The organism is Streptomyces sp. NPDC025618 (assembly GCF_055558795.1).
In genome coordinates, this window is sequence record NZ_JBVHLW010000002.1 from 102,567 (window position 1) to 120,335 (window position 17,769).

General features: G+C 70.7%; 21 protein-coding genes. 13 read left to right on the forward strand and 8 right to left on the reverse strand.

Going from position 1 to position 17,769, the window contains the following annotated elements:
- Positions 1-69: 69 nt before the first annotated feature.
- The 3 genes from ACZ4A5_RS02605 to ACZ4A5_RS02615 all read left to right on the forward strand — a co-directional run bounded on the left by ACZ4A5_RS02605 (position 70) and on the right by ACZ4A5_RS02615 (position 1,853).
- Entirely contained in the window at positions 70-966 is an 897-nt protein-coding gene (locus ACZ4A5_RS02605; RefSeq protein WP_467577584.1) for a peptidoglycan recognition protein family protein, read from the forward strand.
- A gap of 10 nt (positions 967-976) precedes the next feature.
- Complete coding sequence (locus tag ACZ4A5_RS02610; RefSeq protein ID WP_467577587.1) at positions 977-1,195, forward strand: basic helix-loop-helix domain-containing protein; 219 nt, start codon at positions 977-979, stop codon at positions 1,193-1,195.
- 199 nt (positions 1,196-1,394) lie between these two features.
- The gene (locus tag ACZ4A5_RS02615; protein ID WP_467577591.1) at positions 1,395-1,853 is read left to right on the forward strand and encodes a Pycsar system effector family protein; all 459 of its coding nucleotides are present in this window, start codon (positions 1,395-1,397) and stop codon (positions 1,851-1,853) included.
- A 73-nt stretch (positions 1,854-1,926) separates the two neighbouring features.
- On the opposite strand, the gene ACZ4A5_RS02620 is transcribed toward ACZ4A5_RS02615, so the two are convergent.
- The 6 genes from ACZ4A5_RS02620 to ACZ4A5_RS02645 form a co-directional block, all read right to left on the reverse strand.
- Positions 1,927-2,211, reverse strand: coding sequence for a hypothetical protein (locus ACZ4A5_RS02620; RefSeq protein ID WP_467577594.1), 285 nt, complete (start codon positions 2,209-2,211; stop codon positions 1,927-1,929).
- 90 nt (positions 2,212-2,301) lie between these two features.
- Positions 2,302-2,613 (reverse strand): hypothetical protein, encoded by a 312-nt coding sequence (locus ACZ4A5_RS02625; RefSeq protein ID WP_467577596.1) that lies wholly within the window; start codon positions 2,611-2,613, stop codon positions 2,302-2,304.
- 32 nt (positions 2,614-2,645) lie between these two features.
- The gene (locus ACZ4A5_RS02630; protein ID WP_467577598.1) at positions 2,646-3,806 is read right to left on the reverse strand and encodes a hypothetical protein; all 1,161 of its coding nucleotides are present in this window, start codon (positions 3,804-3,806) and stop codon (positions 2,646-2,648) included.
- A gap of 148 nt (positions 3,807-3,954) precedes the next feature.
- The gene (locus ACZ4A5_RS02635; protein ID WP_467577601.1) at positions 3,955-4,368 is read right to left on the reverse strand and encodes a hypothetical protein; all 414 of its coding nucleotides are present in this window, start codon (positions 4,366-4,368) and stop codon (positions 3,955-3,957) included.
- Between the two features lie 454 nt (positions 4,369-4,822).
- The gene (locus ACZ4A5_RS02640) at positions 4,823-5,980 is read right to left on the reverse strand and encodes a methyltransferase domain-containing protein (protein WP_467577602.1); all 1,158 of its coding nucleotides are present in this window, start codon (positions 5,978-5,980) and stop codon (positions 4,823-4,825) included.
- Between the two features lie 339 nt (positions 5,981-6,319).
- Positions 6,320-6,796 (reverse strand): gamma-glutamylcyclotransferase family protein, encoded by a 477-nt coding sequence (locus ACZ4A5_RS02645; RefSeq protein WP_467577605.1) that lies wholly within the window; start codon positions 6,794-6,796, stop codon positions 6,320-6,322.
- A gap of 101 nt (positions 6,797-6,897) precedes the next feature.
- On the opposite strand from ACZ4A5_RS02645, the gene ACZ4A5_RS02650 reads away from it, so the two are divergent.
- Positions 6,898-7,959 (forward strand): NAD-dependent epimerase/dehydratase family protein, encoded by a 1,062-nt coding sequence (locus tag ACZ4A5_RS02650; protein WP_467577608.1) that lies wholly within the window; start codon positions 6,898-6,900, stop codon positions 7,957-7,959.
- On the opposite strand, the gene ACZ4A5_RS02655 is transcribed toward ACZ4A5_RS02650, so the two are convergent.
- Positions 7,933-9,258 carry a hypothetical protein gene (locus ACZ4A5_RS02655; protein WP_467577611.1) on the reverse strand — a complete coding sequence of 442 codons (1,326 nt, stop codon included), beginning with the start codon at positions 9,256-9,258 and terminating at the stop codon, positions 7,933-7,935. The genes ACZ4A5_RS02650 and ACZ4A5_RS02655 overlap by 27 nt on opposite strands.
- 205 nt (positions 9,259-9,463) lie before the next feature.
- Between ACZ4A5_RS02655 and ACZ4A5_RS02660 the strand changes: the two genes are divergently transcribed.
- From ACZ4A5_RS02660 to ACZ4A5_RS02690, 7 genes are all read left to right on the forward strand, one after another.
- Entirely contained in the window at positions 9,464-10,030 is a 567-nt protein-coding gene (locus tag ACZ4A5_RS02660) for an ATP-binding protein (RefSeq protein ID WP_467577614.1), read from the forward strand.
- 23 nt (positions 10,031-10,053) lie between these two features.
- Positions 10,054-10,800, forward strand: coding sequence for a TauD/TfdA family dioxygenase (locus tag ACZ4A5_RS02665; RefSeq protein ID WP_467577616.1), 747 nt, complete (start codon positions 10,054-10,056; stop codon positions 10,798-10,800).
- On the forward strand, positions 10,797-11,141 hold the full coding sequence (locus ACZ4A5_RS02670; protein WP_467577618.1) for a hypothetical protein: 345 nt from the start codon (positions 10,797-10,799) through the stop codon (positions 11,139-11,141). The genes ACZ4A5_RS02665 and ACZ4A5_RS02670 overlap by 4 nt, the downstream gene beginning before the upstream one ends.
- Positions 11,142-11,289: 148 nt before the next feature.
- Positions 11,290-12,168, forward strand: a complete 879-nt coding sequence (locus ACZ4A5_RS02675; protein ID WP_467577620.1) for an SAM-dependent methyltransferase — start codon at positions 11,290-11,292, stop codon at positions 12,166-12,168.
- Entirely contained in the window at positions 12,165-13,100 is a 936-nt protein-coding gene (locus ACZ4A5_RS02680; protein ID WP_467577622.1) for a glycosyltransferase family 2 protein, read from the forward strand. Before ACZ4A5_RS02675 ends, ACZ4A5_RS02680 begins: the two co-directional genes overlap by 4 nt.
- 115 nt (positions 13,101-13,215) lie before the next feature.
- Entirely contained in the window at positions 13,216-13,749 is a 534-nt protein-coding gene (locus ACZ4A5_RS02685) for a DUF6624 domain-containing protein (protein WP_467577625.1), read from the forward strand.
- A gap of 144 nt (positions 13,750-13,893) precedes the next feature.
- On the forward strand, positions 13,894-14,757 hold the full coding sequence (locus tag ACZ4A5_RS02690) for an endonuclease/exonuclease/phosphatase family protein (RefSeq protein WP_467577628.1): 864 nt from the start codon (positions 13,894-13,896) through the stop codon (positions 14,755-14,757).
- Here ACZ4A5_RS02690 and hemC (ACZ4A5_RS02695) read toward each other — a convergent pair.
- The gene (gene hemC, locus ACZ4A5_RS02695; RefSeq protein ID WP_467577631.1) at positions 14,747-15,679 is read right to left on the reverse strand and encodes a hydroxymethylbilane synthase; all 933 of its coding nucleotides are present in this window, start codon (positions 15,677-15,679) and stop codon (positions 14,747-14,749) included. The genes ACZ4A5_RS02690 and hemC (ACZ4A5_RS02695) overlap by 11 nt on opposite strands.
- Positions 15,680-15,784: 105 nt before the next feature.
- On the opposite strand from hemC (ACZ4A5_RS02695), the gene hemC (ACZ4A5_RS02700) reads away from it, so the two are divergent.
- Both hemC (ACZ4A5_RS02700) and ACZ4A5_RS02705 read left to right on the forward strand, forming a co-directional pair.
- Positions 15,785-16,696 carry a hydroxymethylbilane synthase gene (hemC, locus tag ACZ4A5_RS02700; protein WP_467577634.1) on the forward strand — a complete coding sequence of 304 codons (912 nt, stop codon included), beginning with the start codon at positions 15,785-15,787 and terminating at the stop codon, positions 16,694-16,696.
- A 58-nt stretch (positions 16,697-16,754) separates the two neighbouring features.
- Entirely contained in the window at positions 16,755-17,441 is a 687-nt protein-coding gene (locus ACZ4A5_RS02705; protein WP_467577637.1) for a hypothetical protein, read from the forward strand.
- Positions 17,442-17,769 lie beyond the last annotated feature (328 nt).

A 17,769-nucleotide genomic window follows, 5' to 3' on the forward strand; every position in this document is an offset into this window, starting at 1 on the left:
GGCGCGGCCCGGGGTGTGGGGTTGGGTGACGCAGACTGGTGGTGGGCGCGGGGAGTTTGGGAGCGCCAGGTGGCGACACCACTGAATCCGGACCGTCTCGTGGAGGCGCTGCGCGCGGAGGGCGTGCACGTTGTTGAGCGTTCCGGTTGGCGGACGCACAACAGGAACCACAAGGGCGCGTGGGGCCCCGTGAATGGTGTGATCGTGCACCACACGGTGACCAGCGGCACGAACGCGTCGATCAGCATCTGCGAGAACGGATACAGCGAGCTGCCGGGCCCGCTGTGCCACGGCGTGATCGACAAGGACGGCACCGTCTACCTCATCGCCAACGGCCGTGCGAACCACGCGGGCCGCGGCGACGGTGATGTTCTGCGGGCGGTGGTCGCGGAGACGGCGCTGCCGGAGCCCAACGACGACGACACCGACGGCAACACGCACTTCTACGGCTTCGAGTGCATCAACCTCGGCGACGGCCACGACGCCTGGCCGGCCGCGCAGCTGGATGCGATCGAGCGCGCGTCGGCAGCGATCTGCCGGGCGCACGGCTGGGACGCGGGCAGCGTCATCGGCCACAAGGAGTGGACCAGCGGGAAGATCGACCCCGTCGGGTTCACGATGCGGGACATGCGGGCGCGGGTCGCGAAGCGGCTCGGTGGGAAGCCGTCCGGGCCGGTCGACCGCGACAAGCCGACTCCCGGGAAGTCGTACACGCCGCCGCCGTTCCCTGACGGTCTGGCCCCGAACCGGAGCACGCCGTCGGCGAAGCCGCTTCAGGAGGCGCTGAAGAAGACCGGTTGGCTCGACCCGTCGATCCCGCTGTCCGACAACTACGGTCCGGCCACGCAGAAGGCCGTCGCGGGTTTCAACCGCAAGCACAACCTGTTCACCACGGGCCAGCCCAATGACCCGGCCATCGGCCGCCGGGGCTGGGACCTGCTCCACAAACTCGCCTACGGAAGCTGAGAGAACACCAATGGGATTCATTCAGGCGCACAGCACTCGCCTGTACGGCATCGTCGCCGCGGCGGTGGCCCTGGTCGCCCACTACGTGGACGGTCTGCCGCAGGCCCTGATCCTGGGTCTGGCCGCCGCCGTCCTGGGTACGGGCGAGGTCGTCCAGCGCGTTGAGGACGCGAAGACGAAGGCCGCGGCTATAGCCTCTCCGGCACTGCCGCCCGCAGCGGTCGAGTAAGCGACAGGCCCCCGCGACCCCCGAGTGCTCGCGGGGGCCTGTTCGTCACCGGCCGGCGGTCCGTCTCCGTGCCGCACATCACCCGCGCAGCGCACCGCGCGCGCTGAAGTCCATCCGTCGTACCGCCATCTTCGAAGAGCCCGAGCAGCCGTTGCTGCTCGGGCTCTCGCGCGTTCCCGAGAACACGAGGAGAGAAGCCGTGAGCAGCACACCTCCGCAGCGGCAGGACGAAGCCGGGCTCGACCGGGCGCTGCAGAACGTCACCGAGTCGCTAGGCAAGACCGATGGGAAGGCCGCCCTGCTGTCCGGCGCAGACACGGCCATGGCTGCACTGGCCCGCGGCGCCTTATCCGACGGCCCCACTGCTGCGCGGGTCACGGCGGGCGTGGCCGTCGGGTTCCTCGCGGCGGCGATCGTGTTCATCGTGCTCGCCGTCCTGCCTCGGCTCGACGACAACGACACCTCGTTCATGCACTGGTCCAAGCTCAGCCCGGAGGAGATCCGGGAGGCCGTACGCGAGGACGCCCGTTCGGATCAAGTCGCGGTCCTGTCGCGCCTGGCCAAGGTCAAGTTCCGGCGCCTTCAGGCGGCTTCCGTCGCCACGGGCTTCGCCGCCGTGTGCCTGCTTTTGGCTAATGTGCTCGCGTCCGTCGGCTGACCGGGGCTCGGTGCGAAGTGCGCGGGCCTCCTGGGCCCCGCGGGCCCGGTCCGGCCGGGCCCTGGCCCGGCGGCTACGGCTCGGGCAGTCGGAACTCCGGCAGGTGGCCGCCGTGAAGCTCGGCAAGGTCATCCAGGAGGGGCAGCAACGACACCAGCCGGCCAGCCGGGTTCGTGTGCCACTCGTCCAGCACGGTCCGGACCCGCACCGCGAGGGCAGCGGGGAGGTGGGAGGCATGGACGCGGTACTGCTCCCGGGCGTCCGCGAGGTCTTCGTGAACGTGATCGTCGTGCAGGTGGGCCTCGGCGAGTTGGTGCAGGCTGAAATGGATCTGCCAGGCCGCGTCACGGGTGTACATGCGGGTGACGGTACGCAGCTTTTCGAGGGGCGGCACCGGGCGGCGGACGGCCCGGCGTGACCGTCCTGGGCCGTCGCCGTACGGGCCTGGTCAGCGTTCCGCGAGCGCGCGCGTAAACGCGGAGCGCCAACGCGGAGCGTCGGACCAGAGCAGCCCCGGGCGCACGGCGCTCTCCTCCAGCTCGCGAAGCCGCTGCTCCGCCCCGGCCGGCAGGGGAAGGAGTCGGCGCTCCCGGGCCGTCGCCTCCCGGCGACTCGTGCTCGCGGTTCCCGTCAACCACTCCTCGACGTCACCCCAGGTGGAGTCCGCCAGCGGCCGGAAGGGCAGGGCGAGGAGCCCCAGCTTGCTCGACTCGGTCAGCGGAACGATCGTGTTCCGGGTCTTCGGTTCCTCGGTGTTCATGGCCCCCCAATTCATCGGCCGTGTGGTCGCCTTCAGGGCTCGAAGCGTACGCGCTCGCGGTTGAACGGGGCCAGCAGCAGTCGGAGACCCGTCTCGCCGGCGTGGCCGACGCGGTATGTGCTGGCGTCGGGGTTGTCCGGATCAGGCTCCGGATGGTCGTAGCAGAGCGCGCGCCATCGCACCGTGACCGGGTCGTCGAGGTCGTCCATCCGATGGCCCAGTACTTCCAGCCGGCCGGTCCACCGTTCTTCCAGCCGCGGCGCACCGGCCCCGGCGCCCATGAAGGATCCCGCGAGTTCCTCGACTTGCTGCCGGGTAACGGCAGAGACCGCGGTGGCGTGTTCGCGCGCCAGCGTGTAGAGGGCGATGGCCAGGGCCCCGGCGCCGTCGACGTACTCCGCGCCGGAGCGGGCCGGGGTCCCTGCCGCGCTGATCTCCTCGTTCCCGAGACCGGGGTCGACGATGGCGCGGGCCCGTTCCCACGCGTCGCGCCAGAGCTCGCCGCCCTCGCGTGCCGCCTGGCGGCACAGCTCTTCCAGGCGCTCGCCGACGGTGAGCATCGGCGCACCGCACACGGGCAGAGACGCGAGGTGGTCCCAGGTGTAGTAGCCGCGCTCCACGTCCTGCCGCAGATACACCGCGTCGACGCGCTGCACGGTGATCTCGACCCGGTCGGGCCGTACCGCGCGTACGGCGCGGTTGAACGCGGCGTCGTGAACGTCGGCCGACCTGTAGTAGGCCGCCGTGCTGTGCGGATAGAAACGGCCGTCCGCCTCTCGCAGCCGGATACCGTCGACCTTCGACAGGGCGTTGCGCACCGAGGTGTTGAGGGCGGCGAGCTGCGTCTCCGGGTACATCGCGACCGTCACCGCGCTCGGGCCCGGCCACACAGGGCCCATCTGAAGGTTCATCGGGCCCGCCTGAACGGTCATCGGCACGGCATTCCAGGCCAGTTCGAAGCGGACGGCTTCCACCGCCTGCTCCACCTGGTCCCGGCTCAGGGCGTGGTGGACGCCCTGCACGGTCGAGTGCAACCACTCCTTCGGCACGGCACCGAGCCGGTCACCGTACGACGAGAACAGATCACGATGAGCCTCGACATACGCCTGATAGCCCGGATCATCGAGAATGATCAGGAAGTGCAGGTACGGGCCATCTGGCCAAGTCCTCTGCTGGGAAAAGAAGCTCTCCATTCCACGCCCCCTCGATTGCGCACGCGGTGAACACCCCTGTGGTGATGGCACGTTACCTGACCGGGCCGCACGCACTCGCCTGATCGTCCGAGCCGCGATCACCCCGAGCTGGTTGCGGCACAAGCCGTGTCCCCAGAACGGAACCTCTTCAGCCCGGGACAGCCCCAGGGTCGCCCTCATCGCTGAGTCCGCGTAGGCCTTGGGTATCCGGCAGCTCCGCGACGAGGGTCATAGCGGAGTGGTCGCTGATGCCCTCATGGCGTGGAGCATGAAGGTAGGAGCAGGCCGTAAGCAGCTGCTGGTGTTCGGCGGTGAGGAAGACGTGATCGAAGCGGTAGCCGTTGCCAGCCCGGCCGAACCAGCTGTGCTCGGCGGCGTCCGGGTGCAGGGCACGGAAGACATCGGCCAAGCCCGCGTCGGCGAAGGACCGGTAGAAGTCGTACTCCCATCTCCCGAAGACGGCGTGATGCGGCTCATGGCCGGGCTCGACGACGTTGAGATCCCCGGCAACGACGACGAGGCCGCCCAGCTCCGACACGATCCGGCTCAGGCTCTCGGTCACCGCGGCTTGGAACGCGCGCTTGTCCTCGTGCTTCCGCTCCTTCGGCCCGCGTGACGGCACATACAGGCCCAGGAGCCCCACCGTGTGCCGCCGATCCTCAGCCGCGCTGCCGGGGCCCGGTGCGCCAGGAACGAGACTCCGGACGGCACCGTTTCGAGGCCGGGCAGGCGGCTCGCGATGACCGTGCGGTAGTCGCCAGCGGAACCAGGCGCGATGATCCCTCGGTACCCGGACTCGGACAGGGCTTGAATTAGGGCGTCGCCTCCGGGGCCTGCGCCGACTTCGGTCAGGACCGCCACGTCGGCGTGCTCCTGGTCGGCCAGCCAGGCAGCCTGAGCACGGGACCGGAGCGGTGATGCGTGCTGGACGTTGAGGTTGATCAGCCGGAGCTGCGTGGTCGATGCCGGACGCCTGGGGGCCTCGGGTTCGAGGAGGGCGAGCTGGCCCGGCGTCGTCATCGCGGGGTGTCCTGCTCCCGGGCAGCCAGCGGAACCGTACCGATGACGTTGTCCTCGTCGTCCAGCCACACGTGCTGTCCGTCGCGGTTCACCGTGAGCCCGGCGCGATCGCGATCCGGGCGGCCGTGGTCCACCCACTTCAGGTAGGCGGCTTCGACCTCGTCCCACAGCCGGCGGGGGCCGTACTGCTCGACGGTGAAGGTGTCGTGTCCGGGGACGTAGTCCACTGATGCCCAGGATTTCCTGTCATCGGCGAGCACCCACAGGGTGGCTTCGTCGCTGCCGTCGTTGGCCTCGGCCAGCAGGGACCACGCGTCACGGAGGCTGAGGCCGATAAAGAACTTCGCCTCGTACTCGGCTTCCAGTTCTCTGGGCGACAGCGTGGTCTTGCTGCGGTCGGCATCGTCTTGATGGTGAAGGAAGTCGCTCAGATACCCGCGGGGCGGGCGGTTCGTACGCGAACGCATGAAGGCGGGGTAGCCGCTGAACTTGCCTTTGGCAACGCCGTCTTGGATGTCGAGGACCGCGAACGAGTACGAGTGATAGCTGCCGCCCCACGGAGCAACGATGCGCCCGGCCGGGGTCTGTTCGACCCAGGCGTAGGGGATCTCGGGGACGGTGAACGTCGCGATCCATCGGTCGTACGGTGCACCGTCCGGATATCCCTTCTCGGCGTCGCCGCACACAAGGTGCGGGCTGTACCCGGCCGATTCCAGGTTCCTGATGGCCTGCTCGACAATCGCGGAGTCGACGTCAATGCCGAAGACGTTGCGGGAGCCGAGCCGGTGCGACAGCCAGGCGAGGTTGTACCCCGTGCCGGCTCCAGCGTCCATGACGCGGTGGCCCTCTCGCACGTTCAGCAGCCCAAGCATCTCCAGCATGAGCGAGGGCATGGAAGAGGACGATGTCGGCAACCTGTACGCGTCGTCCCCCAGGTCCTTTCCGTCGTTGACCTGGGTGACGAGCGGCAGGTCGCCGTAGACCACGGTCAGCCATCGCTCAGGGCGTTCGCCGCGACTGAGAGGCCGGTCGTCGACCTCAATGGCGTCGGGAACGAAGAGTTTACGGTCGACCGAGGCCACGGCGTCCTTCCACTCCGGGAGAACCGCCCCCTTATTGGTCAGGATCTCCAGGAGTCGTTCCGGTGAGCTCAACGCCGCCTCACTTCTTCTTTTTCGGAGGGTCGGTCACCGGCTTGTTCCACTGGCCGTCCTTCTCCTTGTTGGACTGATTCTTGTCGCCTTCCTCGCCACCCTTGCCGTCACCGTGTGTGCCCATCTCAGGCTCTCCTCTCGGTCGGAGCAGTGATGGGAGGACGGTAGTGCGGGACGGGGCGTTTGCAGGCGGTGTTTGCTCAAAATGACCGGGAGGCCGACCACAGTTGGGGACAGCCGCCGACACCCAGTCCATCAGCGCAGCTCAGCCGCGGTGCCCAGTGTTCGGCGCCGAACAGTCCACTACCGTTTCAGCCAACCAGCCGTTTACGGCCAGCATCATCGGTCAGTGATGGCTCTGCGGGCCGCGATCCCGGCGCACCGCGTGGCGTAGGCCGTGAGGTGCTGGTGGGCGAAGTCGACGGCGTCCCAGTTGTCGGGCAGTACGTCATCAACGGGCCAGACGTATGCCCAGGCGTCGCGGCCGTCGTCGAGGGCGAGGCGTTGGAGGAGGTAGTGGTCGTCCTCGAAGTCGTCGAGAGCCTGCCACTCATGTCTGGTGAGGTCTTCGAGCAGGCGGCCAGTGGCCGTCCCGGTGGAGGGGACGAGGCCGGGGTAGACGCGGTGTGCGAGCGCGGCGGCACGCCATCCGGACGCGCGGACGGGTGTACTGCTGGGGGTTCGCCCGAGAAGGGCGTTGAGTACCTCGGGGAACTGGAGTGTCCCGTAAACGAACAGGTAGTCGAGAGTGTCGGGTCCAACGGGGAGTCGGTTCCTGGCCGCGGCAGTTGGGTGCTGCGGTGCGCGGTCCGGCACGTGTGCCTCCTTTGCGTTGACGAGACTGACCGGCAGGATCGCGTGCGGTTTCGAGCGTAGTTCGGTAGCGGCACGGTGCCCGGGGCGGGCAGGATCTCGGCATGCGGATTCTCATCTTGGGCGGAACGTGGTTTCTGGGTCGGTCCGTTGCGCAGGAGGCGCTGGAGCGCGGTTGGCAGGTGACGACCTTCAACCGGGGTCGCTCGGGTGCAGATGTGCCGTCCGTCGAGGCGGTCCGCGGGGACCGGACAGACCCTGGGGACTTGGCGCGGCTGGCTAGGGCGGGCTCGTGGGATGCGGTGATCGACACGTCGTCTGGTGAGCTTGCTCCGCGCGATGTGCTTGCCGGGGCGACCACGCTGGCGGACGTGGCGGGTCGATATGTGTATGTGTCGACGGTGAACGCGTACCGGGGCTGGCCCAGTGATCCGCTGTCCGAGGACTCCGAGCTGCTGGACGGGCCGCCGGACGCGGATGAGGCGTACGGCCGGTTGCCGGAGGGGTGGGATGGGCCGGACTGGTACTACGGGCGGCAGAAGGCCGGTGCCGAGCGCGCAGCCCTTGCGGCGTTCGGCGACGAGCGCGTGGCCATTCTGCGGCCGGGCGTGATCTTGGGGCCCGGTGAGTACGTGGGCCGTCTTCCGTGGTGGCTGCGCCGGGCCGAGCGCGGGGGCACGATCATCGCGCCGGGCTCCCCGGACCGGAGTATCCAGCCCGTGGACGTGCGGGACGTGGCCCGGTTCGCGCTCGCCCAGGCGACAGCAGCTACGGGTGGGGCGTACAACGTGGTCGCTCCGACCGGCCGGGAAAGCATGAGCAGCTTCCTTCAGGCGTGCCTGGCGGCGGCCGGAGGCCGGGGCCGTCTGGAGTGGGTACCGGACGAGTTTCTGGTCGAGCACGGCGTCGAGCAGTGGACGGAGCTGCCGCTGTGGCGCACGCACGCCGGGGTGTGGAACATCGACTCGACGCGGGCGCAGGCGGCCGGTCTGGTGTGCCGGCCGCTTGCCGAGACGGTTGAGGCGACGTGGGCGTGGCTGCACCAGGGCGGGATTCCTGTGCAGCATCCCCGGTGGGACGAGCACGGCATGGCGCCCGAGCGGGAGGCGAAGATCCTGGCCGCGTTCGCTGAGCGGCGGTCAGCTGTCGATCGCGAGGTTCGCTGACCCGCTGAGGGTCCTGGCGGCGGCGACGGCCGTGAACTCCTCGATGCGCTCGCCCAGGACTCGGGCCTCGGCAGCCGTGTGGAAGGACTCCTGGGCGAGCTGAACGCGGGCGGCGCCCAGGCGCTTGACGATCCCCATGCCGCGCCATTCGGTGGGCACGTCGAAGACCGGGTCCAGGGCTTCGTGGGCGCCCGCGAGTTCGCCGCGGATCAGGCGGGCTCGGGCGAGGTCGATGGATGCCTGGGAGGACACCAGCACAGCGCCGCCGTCGCCTTGTTCGCCCAGGAGGCTCAGCGCGCGCGTGGCGGCGTCCTCGGCGCGGCTGGAGTCGCGTAGCAGCAGGTAGGTGGTGGCGTTGCTCATGGCGAGCCGTTCGTCGGTGAAGCCGAATTCGCCGCCGACGTCGTCGTGGAGCTCATCGCGGGCCGCGGCCTGCGGGTCCAGTGACTTCCGTACCGCTGTCTCGGCCTTCTCGTGGTCGCCGAGGTGTGCGTAGGCGCGGGCTTCGATGGCGGCGAGGCGGGTGATCGCAGTGGTGCCGAGCCCCTCGAACTGCTGGGCTTGCTTGACCCTGCGGACGGCCTCGGCGGGCCGGTCGTCCCAGAAGGCCAGGCAGGCGAGCATGCCGTAGGCGTACGCCTGGAGGGGGCCGTCTTCCCTGGTCTCTCCGTACAGGGCGGCGGTTCGTGCGAGCTGCACGGCTGGGGCGAAGGCGCCCAGGTCGAAGCAGGCGGCCGACATGATGGCCGCGGACTGGCCGGCCGCCAGGTACAGCCGGTCGCGCTGCCGGGACCGCTGGGTACGGTCGAGCAGGTTCTGGGCGATGAGGAGGAGTTCCTTGGCCTGGCGATGCACGTCGAGTGGCGACGTGCGGGTGTAGGCGCGGGCCACGTCGATGACGTCGTCGTGCAGCTGGTCGAGGGTTATGTCCGGCACTACCAGCGAAGCGGCGTCCGAGGCGTGCGCGGCGGCATCCCGAGCAGTCATGGTGATATCGCTTTCGTCGAGCAAAGACACGAGGGCGGGCGGAGGCACCTGGTCGGCAGGCCCGAAGAGCACATGCGCCGGGTGGCCGTACATGTGCTCCAGGATGAATGGAGCCGGATACTGCGGCAGGGAGCGCATCGCACCACTCGTCCACCGGCGAAAGGTGAGTTCGGTCAGCGTCGCCGTGGCGACCGAAGGATCCTTCCGCGCGACCGCGACCTCCTTGGCCGCTCCGTGGTAGTCGCCCTGAAACACCTTGAATGTCTGGTGGTTCGCGACGACCAGGGCGCGCAGCAGTATCTCCTCGGCCATGACGCTCCTCCCACAGCCCGGCCTGTTCGTCGAGCTCCGAACACTGGCCTCCGTCACAGGTCAATGTGCCCTAACTGCCTTGGTGCACAACGCATTTCCGCGAGGTGATACCCAGGTGATACCCCGGGCCTCGAAAGAGGGTCGAGGTGATACCCGCCGCGATATGGCGGTGAACGGCGCCGCGGGGGGACTCTGACCACTCGCCTTGGCGCCCTCGAAGATCACCCTCTCTGTGGCGCTGGTGAGCCCTGTCTCAAAGCCCTTGGCAGCATCGGACCAGCAGAGCGAGATGATCATGGGAACCGCAGGCAGACAGACCACGTTGGAGGCTGTCTCCCCCCTGGAGCGGCCACGGCTTCCTGTCCGTCGCCAAGTGGCCATCGAGGTGGCCCCGTACGAGCGAGCTGTCGGGAGCGCCCGCCACAAGCTGAGGCAGACTCTGGCCAGTTGGGGCGTTGGCGACTCGAACGACATTGGTTTGGCTGAACTCGTCGCCAGCGAGCTGCTGACCAACGCGCTTCGGTACGCCCCCCGAGACGAGATGGCGCTCACCGCCTCGGAGGGAGCCGGATCTCTCCTCATCGAGGTTGAAGACGGCGGGAACTCGTCCTCCGCGCCGACTGTGCAGCAGCCGGTCGCCGAGGACGCCGTCTCCGGCAGAGGCATGGCGATCGTCGACGCGGTAGCCGACGAGTGGTCCTGGCGTCAGTTACCCGACGGAGGCAGGGGTACATGGGCTGTCCTTCCCTGGCCTAGCGGGGCTGCCCGGTGACCACTTCCCCCACCGTCGCCTCCTTGAGTCGGTTATTCGCCCAGTACGAGGTCGACATCCGGCAGCCGCGGGTCGTTGACCTGATCGCCGCCAGGATGCGGCACACGGGCCTGGTGGCCGTCAGCGGGCTCACGTCGCCGGAGGCCGTGGCCACGTTCGCGGACCGGGTGATGCTCCGGGGCGTGTACCCGGGCGAGGGGCCGCTCGGACTGCACGAGGTCTGGGACACCGGCGAGCATGCGCACCTGGTCGGGCACGCCGAGCTGACGCGCGCATCGATCGACGTGCACACATGCCGTCCTGATCTTGTCGTCCCGCCCCGGCTGGTGCTGATGGCTTGCATCCACCCGGGGCACGAGGGCGGGGAGACCGTACTGGTCGACGGGAAGGTGCTCTTCGGCGACCTGTGCCAGCGCCGCCCCAACACCGCCCACGCGTTCCTGCACGAGCGGGCGGCCGCATTCGGCCGTACCGTCGCAGCCCCCGTCTTCGAAGACGTCGGGCACCGCCGATACACGTTACGGCTTCTCCAGGACGGGGCGGTGCGCTGGAGCGCAGCCACCCAGCCGTTCCTGCCCGTACTGCGTACGGCCTTGCAGCGCCACCGGCAGGTCCTCGCCCTCGGGTACGGCCAGGGTCTCCTGGTCGACAACGCCCGGTGGGCGACGGGCCGGTTGGCGTTCACCGGTCCCCGGATGTTCCTGCGGGCCGAGGGCACTGCTCGGTTCCGCTTGGCCGCGGGCTTCGTCTCGGGGGCGGTACCGGCATGACCGGGACGAAGCACGACGGCCCGCGCCTCCGGCGGGGGAACGTCCTCGAACAGCAGTGGTCGACGGACAGCGAGACGCTGGAACGCCTGTGGGACGCGCTCCACCGTCTGGAGCTGCCCGACCCGCCGGCCACAGTCTCGCCGGAGGCCCATCACGTTCCGCTGCCGCCCACAGCGGAGGCCCCCATCGTGCAGCCGATGCGGCCGAGACGGCACGCACGGGCCCGGCACCGCCGACGGCGCGACCCCGTGCCCGGACGGATTCTCCGGAAACGGACCGCCGTGCTGCTCGTGGTGCCCGCTGCCTGCGCGGTCCCCCTGATCCCGCCGCTCATGCGCTAGCTCCTCCACGCTCTCGCACCGGGCGGCGAGCCGATTTCGTCGCCCGTCTCCACCGCCGGAAGACCCAAGTCCCGCCCGCCGGGCGCGGGGCCCGAACCACCGGCGCGGCTTCTCTCTCCCTGCCCGGCCTGATCCGGAGAACACCACCGTGACTGACCATCTGACCGCCACACCGCCCGGCGCTCCCGCGCTCGAGGACTGCCCCGCCCTGGAGGCGGGACGGTGGGAGCTGCCGCCCTCGCCGAGCCTGGTCCTCGACGGCGACTACTTCGACAGGCCACGCCCGGCCCGCGTCCACAACTTCCTGCTGGACGGGCACGACCACTCCTCCAGCGACCGGCAGATGGCCGCCGTGCTGCTGGCCGCGGACCCGCAGGCCCGGCTGGCCGCGCGGATCGCCCACCGGCACCGCGAGCTGGCCCTGAACTACCTGGCCGTCGAGCGCCGTATCCGGCAGGTGCTCGTCGTCGGCTGCGGCTACCCGCTCCGGCCGTACGTGCACCGGGTCGTCGGCCGGTACGGCACGGCCCGTGTCGTGTACGCGGACACTGACCCTGTGGCGCTCGCACGCGCCCGTTCTTCCATGAACGCCACCCCGCCGGCCCACACCGGGTTCGTGCTCGCGGACCTGGCCCAGCCCGCCACCCTGGCCGGCGTCCAGGCCCGCGAGGTCCTGGACTTCCACCGGCCGGTCGCGGTGCTGCTGCATCACGTCCTGCACCTGATGCCGGACCCCTACGACCTGGTCACCCAGCTCAGGAACATGCTGGCCAGCGGCAGCGCCCTGTCGATCACACACCCCACCGGTGATCTCCACCCCCGGCACGTGGCCGCCGCCGAGGCGGCCACGGCGGCCGGGATGCCCATGTGGCTGCGCACCCGGCATGAGGTGGAGGCGTTCTGCGCGGGCTGGCGCCTGGCCAAGAACGGCGTGAAGCCGACGGCTCGCTGGGGCCGCGACAGCAGGACCGCCCCGGGCGGTGGCGCGTCCTCCGCCGCCTACGCCGTCCTCGCCATCAAGCCGTGACCGAGGAGAAGCCCGTGCCTCCGCGGGTCAGTGTCGTGGTCGCCGTGCGCGGAAACGCCGACCATCTTCCGCGCCTGCTCATGGCCCTTCTGAGGCAGGACTACCGAGGGCTGATCGAGCTGATCGCGGTCGACGCCCGCAGGGAGCCGGTGGTGGAGCGGTCCAGCTTCGCCGGCTCGCGGCTGCCGGTGCACGTGCTGCACGAGCCGGATGCAGGGCTCTCCCGGGCCCGCAACACCGGCATCCGCGTGGCCACCGGAGAAGTCGTCCTGATCACCGACCCGGCCGCCCGGCCGGACCCGGGGTGGGTGCGCGCGATGGTCGCCGCACTGACGTACGGGGGTGCGGAACTGGTGTGCGGCCAGGTGTCGGTGTCCGTCTCTGACCCGCCGGGGCCTCGGCTGCCCGGGGCGGTGCTCGATCTGGTCGGCTCGGTTCGCTGGCCGACGGTGCCCGGTGAGCTGGAGCGGCCGTGGGAGGTCTCGGGTTGCAACCTCGGGTTCCGCAACGGCGTCGCCCCTCTCCAGTTCGACGATGAGCAGCCCGGCGCTGACCGGGGCCACCGTCGGTGTGGGGCGGCGGCGCTCGCCACCCGGCTGTGGGCGGCGGGCCGCTTCGTACAAGCCGTGCCCGACGCGGTTGTTCACCTCGATGTCGCGCCCGCCGACCTCACCTGGCGGGCGGTGTGCGCGCGGGCCTGGTGGAGGGGCGCGGTGCTCGCCCGGCTCGCCCACGAAGTGCCCGAAGCCCCCATTCCCGGCCGCCTGTGCCACCTGCCGGGCGGTGACCCGGTGCGCTGGGTCTTCACGCGCAGCGGGCGTCTGGCGGGAGCAGCGTGCCTGGCCGGCAGCGCGGGCCGCCGGATCGAGCGCCTTCGCCTGACCGGGACGCCCCGCCGGACGCGCCGGACGGTGGTGTCCTCCCATGGCTGACCTGGTGACCCATCCCCGTCTCGTTGTTCCCCGGCCCCATGGTGTGGCCGCTGAAGGAGAAACCGCCCGCATGCCGCCCCGTTCATGGCCCTGTCCGCGTCTGGATGTTCTGTCCGTGGTGTTTCGTCTGCACAGCGAAGGGCTCGCGGCGCGCACGCTCAACGGCCCGGTGCCCACGGACGGCGAGATGCAGAGCCTGCTGCGCTGGGAGCAGCGCAGCACGCGGGAGCTGAGGCAGGTCTTCGACGTCCACGGTTGGCCCGGGGTGCGCCTGGTGGGCGACATCGGCGCCGAGGCGGCGTGGTGGATCGTGCTGCTGTGCGACCGCTACCTGCCGTTCCAGCATGAGGCGCAGGGCCTGCTGGAGGAAGCCGTCGAAGCGGGTGATGCGCCGGCTCGGCACGCCGCCTATCTCGGGGACCGGCTGTTGATGCATGCGGGCGAGCCGCAGACGCACGGAACCCAGTGGGTGCTGCACGACGACGGCTCGATCAGCCTCTACACGGTGGCCGATCCGTCCGGGTTGGCCGAGCGGCGCCGCGCTGTCGGCTTGCCCGAGGCCGGCACGGACCGCGACGTGCGTCTGCTCTCCCTCACCCGGCGCCCCCGCCTCGAATCCCAGCCCCAGAACCGTACGCCCCACCCGTGAAGGAAATTTGACGTGAATGCCCCTGTTGTGAATTTACGGCCCGCGCCGTCCGCCGCCCCTGAAGGAACGGCTGGCGGAGGGACGTCGCACGCCAGCCTGGAGGGCCAGCTACTCACGGACGCGTGCGGTGCCCGCCCGCAAGCCGTGCCCCTGCTCGATGACGGCGTGCGCCTGGTGACGTTCAACATCCGCACCGGTGGCATCGACGGCGAGGGTGACGAGCGCCGTCGGCAGGCCCAGATCGAGTTCCTGTCGGCTCTGGCGCCCGACGTGCTGGCGTTGCAGGAGCTGCGCGGCTGGGAGCAGGGTGACTGGCGGCGGTTGTGGGAGCTCGCGGCCGCGCTCGGGATGGTGCCGCTGCCGCCGGTGCTGTCGCGCAGTGGTCGCGGGAACCACCTGGCGTTGCTGGTCAGGCCGTCGACCGTGCGTGTGTTGGGCCACGACGTCGACGCCGACCGCGGGAGTTTCTATCACGGCCTGGGCCGGGCCCGGCTGCTGCTGCGGGGCGAGCTGGAGATCATCGCACTGTTCACGCACCTGTGTTTCCTCGGTGGTGCGGAGCGTCTGGCCGAGGCCGGGTGGCTGACCGGCTACGCCGACACCTACGAGGGCGTGGAGCAGCGCGCGGTGCTGCTCGGTGATCTGAACACGATCGGTGTCGGCGACCGGGAGCCGAACTGGGAGCGGATCCCGGCGAACCTGCGCTCGCGGCACTGCCAGCTCACGCTGAACGGGCGGTTCGGGGCCACTGACCGGCGCGCGATCCAGTTGCTGAGCGGAGCCGGGTGGCGGGACCCCTTCGATCTGCTCGGCCGGGAGCCGCACCGCACCGCCGGCTACTGGTCGCCGGACGAGCTCTTGGATCACCGCAGCGACTTCGTCCTGGTCAACCAGCACCTCACCGGGCACGTCGTCGAAGCCGTCGTCCACGACACGCCCCTGACCCGGCGGCTGTCGGACCACCTTCCGGTCGAGGTCCGGCTGAGCGCGCGGCCGGTCAGCCGGTGACCGCGCGGGCCGCATCCAGCAGGGGCCCCGCTCCGTGGCGCAGAAGGTTCTCGGCGACGGTGCGCCCCAGGGGCTCCGGGTCGGTGGCCGGGCCGGTGGCGGTGACGGCGACCTCGCGGGTGCCGTCCAGGGCGGTGACCCGGGCCGTCAGGGACAGGCTGCCGTCGCTGCGGATACGGGTGTACGCCCCGAGGGGCAGGTCGCAGCCGGAGCGCAGGGCGGTGAGTACGGCCCTCTCAGCGCGCACCTGGGTGTCGGCCTGGTGGTCGCCGAGGTCGGCGAGGAGGTCGCGGAGCATCGCGTGGTCGGCGCGGATCTGGATGCCGAGCGCGCCCTGGGCGGGCGACGGGGTGAACGGCTCGACGGGCAGCAGCTCCGCGATGTCCTCGGCGCGGCCGAGGCGGTGCAGGCCGGCGGCGGCCAGGACCACGGCGTCGAGACCGCCCGCCTTGGCTTTGGCCAGGCGCGGGGGGACGTTGCCGCGGATGGGGACGAGGCGCAGGTCGGGCCGGGCCGCGAGGAGCTGGGCGATGCGGCGCGGCGCGCTGGTGCCCACGCGGGCACCCGCCGGGAGGCCGTCGAGGGTGCTGCCGCACAGGGCGTCGCGCGCGTCCTCGCGGCCGGGCGGCGGCAGCAGCGCCAGGCCCGGGGTGGGGGTGGCGGGCAGGTCCTTGAACGAGTGCACGACCAGGTCCACCTCCTTGGCCAGGAGCGCGGTTTCCTGCGCGCCTGCGAACGCCGCGCCGTTCGCTGCGCGGGAGACCTCGGTCAGGGAGGTGCGCCGGTCCTTGTCGGCGCTCTCGACCACTACCCGGTGCCGGAAGTCGATGTGGGGGAAGCGGCGGCGCAGCGGCGCCAGGTACTCGGCGACTTGGGCGCGCGCCAGGTGGCTCGCCCGGGACCCGACCGTGATCACGGCCATGACCATCAACTCCTTCTGCCGACAGCAGGGTTGGGCGCATCGTAGCCGTCCCGCATCACACCGCTTTCCGACGCTTTGTCGGTCTTGAATGTCTGGAGATCCCGCGTGCGCAAGCGCAGGCACATTCGTATCGGGGTGCAGGACGCACCCCTGGCCCTGGCCAAAGCCGAGCACGTCCGGGCCGCCCTGGAGAAACTACGGCCGCCCGCCACTGTCACCGTCGTCCCCATTTCCGTCGCCGCCCGCGCGCCCGGGATGGACGCGCCCGCCAACGCCGTCGAACAGGCGCTCTTGGAGGGTCGCTGTGATGTCGCGGTGCGGCATGTGAAGGACATGCCCGTTGTCCCGCTGGCCCGCCGAGGGACCGTGGTCGGTGCCTATCCGGTGCGCGGCGACGTTCGCGACGCGCTCGTGCATCCCGGCGGGCTGCCCCTCGACCGGCTCCTCCCCGGCACGACCATCGGCACGACCTCGGTACGGCGCGCCGCCTACCTGGCCCGCAGCCACCCGCACGTGACGGTGATGCCGGTCCTGGGGACCGTCGAGCAGCGTCTCAAGGCCCTGGAGGCCGGCGAGGTCGACGCCCTGGTGCTCGCGTCCCACGCCCTGGACCTGCTCGGCCAGCAGCACCGGGCCAGCGAGTGGCTTCCTGTGGAGCGTCTGTGCCCGCCCCTGGGGGCTGCCGCGACCGCCCTCCAATGCCGCAATGACGACGAGGAGACCATCGCGGTCGTCGGGCTGCCCGATGACGTCCGCACCCGTCGGGAGATCGACGCCGAGCGCATGCTGGCGTGCGTCCTGCGGGCCGGAGGGCACGCCCCTGCGGCCGGATTCTGCACCACCCTGCGCAACGGGCAGCTGTCCCTGCGTGGCGTCCTCTTCCACCCCGACGGCAGCCGGTTCGTCGCCTCCCACCAGCGCGGCAGCCACCCGATGGACCTCGGTACGGCCGTCGGCTTCGCCCTGCTCTCCAGCAGAGGCCACCACCTCATCGCCGCCCGAGCGGCCCACCAGTAACCGCCCTGCCGCCCGCCTCTCCCTGGCCCGCAGCTCAACCGAACGAGAGAGCCCCATCGTGTCCACGCACACCGTTCCACCCCACACCGGCCACGGCACCGAGGCTGCCGACGACGTGTTCGCGCCCCTGCACGGCCAGGTGGCCGAAGCCGAACTGGAGGCGCTGCGCGCCGCCCCGGTGCTCACGCCCCAGCAGCGCGTCGCGATCACGCTGGTCTCCCTCGGCGAGACCCACTGCCAGGCCGCGGCGATCATGGGTCTGAGCAAGTACGCCTTGGAATCCGCCCTGGACCGTGCGGACCGGGCCCTCCAATCGGGCGGTCACACCTCGGCCCTGCTGCACACCGCCTACCGGCACCCGCACTACCCCTCGCCGAGCGCGAACGAGCCCAGAGTGACCCCGCCGCCGAAGCTCGATACCGACGAGTGGCTCGTGCTCAACGCCCACGCCGGCGGCGTCACTCTGGGCCAGCTGGGCAGGTCCCGCGGCATCCGGCGACGGGACCTGACCATCGTCAACAGGAGCGTGCTCACCCGGCTGCAGGCCCGTAATGCGGCCCATGCCGTCCGGCGCGCCTGGGAGCTCGGGATCTACACACGCCAGGACTGCCCGGCCGCCCCGGAAGCCACGGGCGCCGCTCCCAGCCGGCCGGGCCCGGACGGCGATGGCGCGGAGGATTCCTGCCCGTCTGCAAACCCGGGTGGCAGTCCGGCCGGAATCGGCGGAGAGCGGGCCGCCCGGTGATCGTTCCCCGCAGCAACGCAAGTCCTGGATCGGGTGACAGGACACGGCAGGGTGAATCGCACGGGTGGCCTCGGGCGCCGTGCCCAGCAACGGCGGGCCCGTTGACGATGACTCGAATTCCCATGCGACGAAGCGCCCTTGGGAGGCCGTGACCACACCCATCCGGGGGCCGTTTTTCCGATCACTCGTCCGACCCGCTCGTCAACGAGGAGGCGTCATGCATCACCACCAGGAACGGTTCACAAATGCCACGGGGGTGCGTTTGCGAGTCGAACACCGCATGCGGCGGCCCGGCTCCGGCCGGGCCTCGACGACCACGGGGAGGCGG